This is a genomic window from Limosilactobacillus secundus, assembly GCF_020784695.1.
GTDB lineage: Bacteria > Bacillota > Bacilli > Lactobacillales > Lactobacillaceae > Limosilactobacillus > Limosilactobacillus reuteri_F.
In genome coordinates this window covers 34,264-42,240 of record NZ_JAJGUA010000038.1, presented here as the reverse complement: position 1 = coordinate 42,240, position 7,977 = coordinate 34,264, and the positions used below count along the sequence as shown (strand labels likewise).

10 protein-coding genes, 1 riboswitch and 1 other annotated feature are annotated in these 7,977 nt (G+C 37.8%); all 10 genes read right to left on the bottom strand.

Annotated elements, in window-relative coordinates; genetic code table 11:
* Positions 1-65: 65 nt before the first annotated feature.
* Positions 66-191, bottom strand: a complete 126-nt coding sequence (locus LMB57_RS09830) for a hypothetical protein (RefSeq protein ID WP_267493660.1) — start codon at positions 189-191, stop codon at positions 66-68.
* Positions 192-443: 252 nt separating this feature from the next.
* Positions 444-1,307: a MetQ/NlpA family ABC transporter substrate-binding protein gene (locus tag LMB57_RS06945; protein WP_229271232.1), complete on the bottom strand. Its 864-nt coding sequence runs from the start codon at positions 1,305-1,307 to the stop codon at positions 444-446.
* A 114-nt stretch (positions 1,308-1,421) separates the two neighbouring features.
* The gene (locus LMB57_RS06940; RefSeq protein ID WP_229271231.1) at positions 1,422-1,898 is read right to left on the bottom strand and encodes an S-ribosylhomocysteine lyase; all 477 of its coding nucleotides are present in this window, start codon (positions 1,896-1,898) and stop codon (positions 1,422-1,424) included.
* Between the two features lie 78 nt (positions 1,899-1,976).
* Positions 1,977-2,226 (bottom strand) — a binding site (T-box leader).
* 59 nt (positions 2,227-2,285) lie between these two features.
* A complete protein-coding gene (locus LMB57_RS06935) occupies positions 2,286-2,972 on the bottom strand; it encodes a matrixin family metalloprotease (protein ID WP_229271230.1) in 687 nt (228 codons plus the stop codon).
* 23 nt (positions 2,973-2,995) lie between these two features.
* Positions 2,996-3,610 carry a DUF6198 family protein gene (locus LMB57_RS06930; RefSeq protein ID WP_229271229.1) on the bottom strand — a complete coding sequence of 205 codons (615 nt, stop codon included), beginning with the start codon at positions 3,608-3,610 and terminating at the stop codon, positions 2,996-2,998.
* A 315-nt stretch (positions 3,611-3,925) separates the two neighbouring features.
* On the bottom strand, positions 3,926-4,981 hold the full coding sequence (locus tag LMB57_RS06925) for a zinc-dependent alcohol dehydrogenase family protein (RefSeq protein ID WP_229271228.1): 1,056 nt from the start codon (positions 4,979-4,981) through the stop codon (positions 3,926-3,928).
* Between the two features lie 212 nt (positions 4,982-5,193).
* Positions 5,194-5,319 carry a hypothetical protein gene (locus LMB57_RS09825; protein ID WP_267493886.1) on the bottom strand — a complete coding sequence of 42 codons (126 nt, stop codon included), beginning with the start codon at positions 5,317-5,319 and terminating at the stop codon, positions 5,194-5,196.
* Between the two features lie 93 nt (positions 5,320-5,412).
* A complete protein-coding gene (locus LMB57_RS06920; protein WP_229271236.1) occupies positions 5,413-5,994 on the bottom strand; it encodes a DUF4767 domain-containing protein in 582 nt (193 codons plus the stop codon).
* Positions 5,995-6,305: 311 nt separating this feature from the next.
* Positions 6,306-6,414, top strand: a riboswitch (TPP riboswitch).
* Between the two features lie 360 nt (positions 6,415-6,774).
* Entirely contained in the window at positions 6,775-7,296 is a 522-nt protein-coding gene (locus LMB57_RS06915) for a GNAT family N-acetyltransferase (RefSeq protein WP_229271226.1), read from the bottom strand.
* Positions 7,297-7,511: 215 nt separating this feature from the next.
* Positions 7,512-7,976 (bottom strand): hypothetical protein, encoded by a 465-nt coding sequence (locus LMB57_RS06910; protein ID WP_229271224.1) that lies wholly within the window; start codon positions 7,974-7,976, stop codon positions 7,512-7,514.
* Position 7,977 lies beyond the last annotated feature (1 nt).

The window sequence follows — 7,977 nt, the reverse complement described above, 5'->3', positions numbered from 1 at the left end:
GGAGCAAAATTACTAAAAAAACGAATGGTCGCTTTACGCTTAATACCATCCGTTACCACAACGCATCAGTTATTGCCCTTCGTTGTTTCTTTCGGTTGTTTCTTTGCAAATAAGTGATATACGAGTCGTGCAACCAATGCTTGTAAAACAATCGTGACTACGCTTTGCGCAAGTTTTCTTTCCCATTTCATAATTTTAGCTCCCTTATTCAAATCATACCTTGTAGTTAAATCTAAGCTTCTATCAATTTAATTATACTCGCTTCTTATTAATTTGTTTAATAGAATCATTTATCCTCACATCGAATAAAATTAAAAATTATTCATAATAATTTTTAATTCCCCAATACAAGCACGCAAAAAGCCCTTTTTATTCGAAAATCATGAATAAAAAAGGCTTTATATTAGCATAATATAATCTTTTAGCTAATTATAATTTTATGATTAATTTTCAAAATAGTTTAATGACTTATCAACATTAATCTTTGTTCCTTGATACTTTTTAGCAATCCATTGTTGAATTTGCTTATCATGGTAAAGCTTAACTAACTTCTTATATTCCTTGTTATCACGGTTCTTCTTAGCAGTTGCTAAAACATTAATGTTGTTCTTTGTGCTTTGATTAACCTTTTCATGATAAATAGAATCTTTCAAAACATTCAAGTGACCGGTCAAAGCAATCGTATTTCCAATCAATACTAAATCAGTTGACTTTAATACCCGTGGCCCGGTGGTATCATCAATTTCTTTAAATTGAAGGTTCTTTGGATTAGACGCAATTTCGTTTGTTCCGCTAGTCGCACTAAAGCCGGGTTTTAGCTTAATCAAACCTGCACTTTGCAGAAGCAATAAACCACGCGCCGTGTTTGCTGGATTATTAGCGATCGCAACTGTTGCACCATTCGGAATGTCTTTAACACTCTTATATTTATCTGAATATAAGCCCATTGGTTCTAAATAGGTAGTTCCAATCGCTGCTAGCTGTGCCTTCTTATTTTCCTTATTATAAGCTTGCAGATATGACCATGATTGAAAAGCATTAACGTCAATTTCACCACTAGCAGTCGCCCGGTTTAAGGCTACGGGATCAGTAAAACTCTTGACCTTAATCCTCAAACCTTCACTTTTGGCTTGCTTACTATTTGCAATGTGTTGCCAAACCTGCACATCCGGGCCAATCGTTCCAACAGTAATCTCATCGTTGCGAGTAAACCCACCATTAGCGCCCACACTAAGTCCAGCCGCAACTAAAATCACTACTACAATACCAACAATCCACCAACCGGTATGCTTTTTCTTTCTCATCATAACTACCCCTTTACTTTTGTTTTCGCTATTAAAATAACTAATCGCAATAGCCAACGGGACCCGACATGTCGTTATTCTCGAGAAATCCTTAGTCAGCGTTTACCAAAATTATTATTAGTCAACCAAGTGCCGTTCAAATGGCTTGTCTGAAATACCTTCATCAAGAATCTTCTTTGACCATTCCTTAGCAGAGAATAATGAATGATCACGGTAGTTACCGCAAGATTCAATCGTTGTTCCCTGAACATCTTCCCACTTAGTCTTGTAGGCAATTTCTTCAAGTGAAGACTTCAATGCCTTGGCAACTTCAGTAGTTGAATGTTCACCCCATGTAATTAAGTGAAAGCCAGTCCGGCAACCAAATGGAGAACAATCAATTACACCATCCAAACGGTCACGAAGCAAGCCAGCAAGCAAGTGTTCAATCGTATGCAAACCAGCAGTTGGAATTGCATTTTCATTTGGTTGAACTAACCGTAAATCATAGTTACTAATCTTGTCTCCCTTTGCCCCTTCTTCAACGGTAATTAAACGAACGTAAGGTGCCTTAACCTTTGTGTGATCTAATGTAAAACTTTCAACCTTAGCCATAATAAAACACTCCTTTTCTGCCTGATGAGAATGAATCTTGGAACTAAAAAATCCCTAGGAACGACAATCTAGCCAATTCCTAGGGACGTTTAATCTTCATTAACGTGATACCACCCTAATTTAGCCTTATCTCACAATAAGACCCGCAAGAAGTACATAAAAATACTCCAGCACAGTAACGGGTGCTAATCGCTTGCTGCTAACACGTATGCTCACAGCATCAGTCTGCTCCAAGACCATCTTCATTATTCATTACCATACTAGTTCTCATCTTTCCTAGCTCTCTGTAATGGCATTAAATAATTACTCATCTTTTCTAAGCAATTTCTAATTTAATTGTAATTATAATATCCTTATCCTTACTAATTGTCAACACCTATTGCAAAATTATTCATGATATAACATCCTTAACGTTTTAGCATCATTTTTAGTTATTCCATTTTTGATGTTTCGTGGGATCATTACACTATGTTCATATTCTGGAGCGTGAGCCAATCCAAGGGCATGACCCAGTTCGTGTTGAGCAACCTCACTTCGAAATTCTTTATTAGTATAGTCTAACTGATTAGGATCCAAAGTTGAGGTTGCCTTATGCAAGATATTCGTAGTCGGATCATATTCAGTCCGAGTTGAGCCGAGTTCAGATGTTGTATAGCCAACACCATTGTTTCCCGTATTATTTCGTGCTAGATCACCATCGGCCGCAATAATATTGGCCTTATCTTCGTTCTTAGTCCAGCGGATATGAACTGCTTTCGTCTTGTTCCACTTTTTGACCGCATCACGAAAAGCCCATTTTAATTTTGGATCAGCCGTTCCCATATAAATAGTAATATTCTTTTTCTTCCACCTAAAACCTTCAAGCGGTGTTGGTGTGTTTTCTGGAATTCTTAGCCGATCTGCAGTCGGTCGTTGTCCACCATTAGAAAACTGAAAATCATTACTATCAGAAGAATCCTGACTAAAAAATGATGACTGGAAAGGTTGGGAAGGCGCATCTGCATCAGCAAGGACCTGATAATCGCCAATTCCAATTATTCCAGCGACTAAGAGTGCTACTAAAAATCGACGCATTTAATCATCCCCATTCTATAAAGTTAGAAATGACAACACGGTTCAAGGCGTTCCTGCCAAAAACTGACAATCCAATTCTGAGCGAAAAAGCCGATCACCGTTCCAATATTAAAAGCAAAAATCGCATGATTTTTCAGAGAACATAATAAGATAATGATAACGGGCAAGACAATGTTAAAATATTTCGTGAATTTAAGACTGGCGCGGCGTTTTAGGTAGACCGTTAACTTATCGTGTGGATGAAAACAACAATCACACTGCTGGTAAAGAGCATAACCAGCAAAGGCAATCACTAAACCGAGCAGATCAAAACCGAAGCGCAAGAAAATATTCATTGTATCGATTCCCCAAAATCGCCATAAATTCGCAAAGAGTTGCATTAAAATACTGTAGGGAACTAAAAACGTCAATTCCCAGCCAAATTCTTTAGGAACAAATTCGCCAACCAAAATAATATTAAGGCCAATGACAAATAGTCCTTCTGTAAAAATCGTCTCTGTCATGTTCCAACCCATCATATGCATAATATTGACGATGGAGGCTGGCCAAGGCATACTCCCTAAATTTGTTACAATCGTCATTGAATGACCAATTGAGTTTAAAACAATTGCCAGTGCTAAAAATACATACCGACGCATTTTTATCATCCCGTTTACGCTTATTCTCTATCACAGTATTTTAGCACGCTTATTGATTTTATGCGTTTATCTTGTCCTGAATTTTTGTAAGTACACAAAGAGGCTGAGAAAAAACTTTTGTTTTTTCAACAGCCTCGTTTTTTATACGAATAGTGTTACGATATTGTGAAAATCCTCGTAGGCTAGCTTCGCGTCGTAACTACACTAAGTCCGAACGATAATCAGCCCATGCCGTGCTAATCACCATTCTATCCTTACACCGCCTTGTCGAGAGGGTTAATTTCCACTCACTATTGTTTCAATCAGTTTTAAACATTAATCGCGTTCAAAGCCATCCATAATAATGTAAGATTTAATTGCTTCACGCTTATCCATTGCTTCATAAGCTTCTTGAATTTGGTCAAGGTCGAAACTCTTGGTAAAGACCTTCCCAGGATTAATGTCGCCATCAAGCACTGCCTTCAACAACACATCCTTATCGTAAGTGGTTACTGATGCTGGGCCACCGCCGACAATAGTGTTGTTATAGAATGGTGCTGTCATGTCCATCTTTGGCGTATGAGGTAAGCCAACTCGGCCAACGATGGCACCCGGACGACCAACTTTCATGGCAGTATCAGTTGATTGTTCTGTACCGACACATTCAAGAACAGCGTCGGCACCGGCACCATTTGTGAGTTCCATGATCTTTTGAACTGCTTCGTCACCACGCTCAGCAACATTGTCCGTAGCACCAAATTCCTTAGCAAGAGCTTGACGATCAGCGTGCCGACTAGTAGAGATGATCTTCTTGGCGCCCCGCATCTTGGCAGCAATAATCGCACAAAGACCAACAGCACCGTCACCCATTACAACAACCGTATCGCCATCGCTAACATTAGCAACTCGTGCGGCGTGATAACCAGTAGCCATAACGTCAGCAAGCGTTAAGAGGGACTTAAGCATTCCTTCACTGTAGTTACTTGGCTTACCGGGAACTTTAACAAGCGCCCATTGACCGTGTTGGAACCGGATATATTGAGCTTGAACACCAGAGCTAAAGTTATCACTGTGACTTTGGCAAGAGCCATCGAAGCCCGCACGACAAGCAGCACAGTGTCCACATCCATGAGTAAATGGAGCAATCACAAAGTCACCCGGCTTGACAGTAGTAATATCTTCACCAACTTCTTCAACAATTCCAATTGCTTCATGACCAGAGTTTTCAGAATCTTTTTCAACTGAATTAATTCCCCGGAAGTTCCATAAGTCGGAACCACAAACACAGGTCCGCACTACCTTAATAATGACATCATCAGTTTTTTCGATTGTTGGGCGATCGACATCAACAATCTTCATTTGACCTGCTTTTTCAAAAATCGCTTTTTTCATTGAAATTGCCTCCTTTATTCTAAAAAACAGTTTAGAACTATCTAATTTCAAAATCCAATATTTAAATTTCATTCTTTTCCATTCAGTTTTTGAATATCTATTCCAATCTAATTTTATCATTTCCGCACTATAAAATATTTTATAATGTGTTAATATAGAGGTGATAAATAAAGTTATTAGTATGGTCTTAGCTTTACTTATCACTTTCTTTTTTAGGGAGTGGAGTCACTAGCTGGCGATTTAATTGCATCGTTAAGCGCACAGTAATAATCTTTGCGTTGCTTGATGACGCCATTCTTTTCAAAAAGGATTCGTTGTTTTCTAGATAGGATATTCATTAATACACAGTTACAAAACAATCTCTATTTAGAGACAGCTTTTCCAACCGAATGACAATCCCACCATCTGACGTTATGGTGGGATTGTTTTTATTATTCATTTGCAATTCGTTCAAAGTTACTTTCTAGATCTGTATTAGTCGTTGGGTGACAGTCCGGATCACCATTATTCGATTGGTCAACTAACACAACTGGTTTACCATTATGGAAGGCAAAAAAGTACGTAATCCGGTTCGGTAGTGGCGGCTCTGTTCCGTCATGATTATAGATAGCAACAACATTATATTCATAGTCACCCTTGCCTGATGGTGCCCAGCCAATCAAACCAGACTGTCCTTCCACTAACTCTTTACTCAAGCCATCTGGGTATGTTATTCCTGTTGAAACCTTCAACTCATTTTGCCCATCATATTGTTCATAGGATTGGTGCATTGTTGGTCCCCATTTTTGCATAAATGATGCCAACTGCTTATTCTTTTGATTATTCCATAATGAACTATCGTGGCGTGACTCACTACTACTGCTTGTATTATTAGTAGTGGTAGTACTTTGACTGCTGCTAGCTTCTGAATTAGTCTTTGCGGTATTGCTACTGCTTTGCGTGTTTTGGTTTCCACAACCAGCCAAGGCAACGCTTAAGCCCGCAATCGCAAGAACTCCTATTATTTTTTCAATTTTATCCTCCGAAACGTAAATAAAGACCAGAAAGAATGCTTCCCTATTCTTTCCAGTCTAGCTATTAATCTTCAACTTTTTTAGCGTCGTTCATTGCCTTCATGATAGAAGGATTCTTTGAATGACAATCCTTGATCATTTGGATATCTTCTTCACTTAATTCAACAGTGTATTTAGCCATGATCTTCCCTCGCTTTACTTAAAAAATTACACCCTTACTATATCACATCAAAGGAGACGTGTCTGGTTTAATCAGTAAATTAAGATCATTAATTGGACATTCAACCGAGATTTGCTAAGATTAACATTGAATTGCATAAACGGGGAGCTTGCAGACAGGCTGAGAGGGGACTATGCGTCTCGACCCAATGAACCTGATTTGGATAATGCCAACGTAGGAAGGATTAATAAAGGACGACTAGGATCATAGTAATTACTGGTCGCTTTTTACTATGCGAAAACAGACAACAATTACCTAAAATAGCATGTTACTTTATTTTAAAAGCAGATTATCGTAAACAAAATTACCAATGGACTAACCTAATTCTCTGGTTAATCGATTTTATCATTTATCGAATCCTGCTAATTTATTCATTTCCGCTTGGCAGGATCGTTACCACAATCATTATCATCATCGCAATGACATGGGGCACCAGTCTCGTTGTAAAATTAGTTAAAGCAAAATAGCTAAGTTGAATAATTACAGAAAGATAATATCCTTATTGAAAATTAATATTAAGTTCCATTTGCCCTAATAACCATTTAGGATAATTGAACTTTTTACTTTAAATTCAATTCAAACCCCATATGTTTATTGTCAATTTTGTCATCAATATAAATCGTTCCGCGTTTTATAAAACCAATATCTTGGCCTATTTTTTGAACAGGAATATTTTTGTAATGAGTATCATAACGGAAATTCCTTACTCCCTGCAAATACCCAACCGTAAGTAGATTGGAGAAGATATATTTTCCAAAGCCTTGGCCATTGCGGGAAGGAAGAACTGCTAATCGATGAATGATCGCATATGGCTCATTTGGCTTTAGCCATGATCCATTTTTAATCTCTTCATACGTTTGTTCCGGAGTTAGTTGTAAGGTAGCCGTCCCAACAATTTTTTGATTATCAATTAGCACCCAGTTATAGCCAGCTTTAATATCATTTTCCATCGTTTTCTGGAAAGGATGACCGTCTTGCCATTGTGGATTACCCTTTTCTTTTAATTGTGCTCGTGCCTGTTCAATAATTGTCATCACACTTTGAAGATCATCCAGCGTTGCTCGTCGTAAGTAAATTGCCATTATCTTTTCTCCTTAATCATCTCTCATTCCTAACAACAAAATTCTAATATATTAATGTATGGTCATTTTATCACGATTAATTATTAAACTGATGGTGCTTTAGCTAAGTTTAAGTGTTTTGTCACAGCGTTTTCATTTTAAGGAGGGAATCTCATATTTATCCATAATAAAAAGGTCTCCTTTAGAATTGGGAGACCCTTTTATTTAACTTTATATCATCGAATTTGTTCAAACTTAGTCGCTTTATGATCAATTCCTTGACCAGCATTAGCAATCTGATAAGTAAAATTACCAGACCGCATCTTTTTGCCTAATGCTAACATATGGTTATACTGCCACATTGAGACTTTCCCATCTTGCAGTTTTGAAAGTGTTAACCGATTCCCTTGCACCTTATAATTCCACTTACCATCTTTGGCATTGTCTTGGTAAGCTTGCTGGAAATCACTGGCACTATTACTTGCTTTGATCGCTGTATCTTTGTCGGGAGTAACAACAACTTGATCCCCACTTGTGGCAAAGGTCATATAAGCATTCTGATTGCCTGACACTGATGTATATTCATAAACGTGACCAGGAAGGCGTTTAGCCACTGTTCGACTAGCATAGAGATAAAAGCCGCCAATAACAACCATTACTGCTACTAAAACAGAAATAATAATTTTTGCATTTTTTTGCATT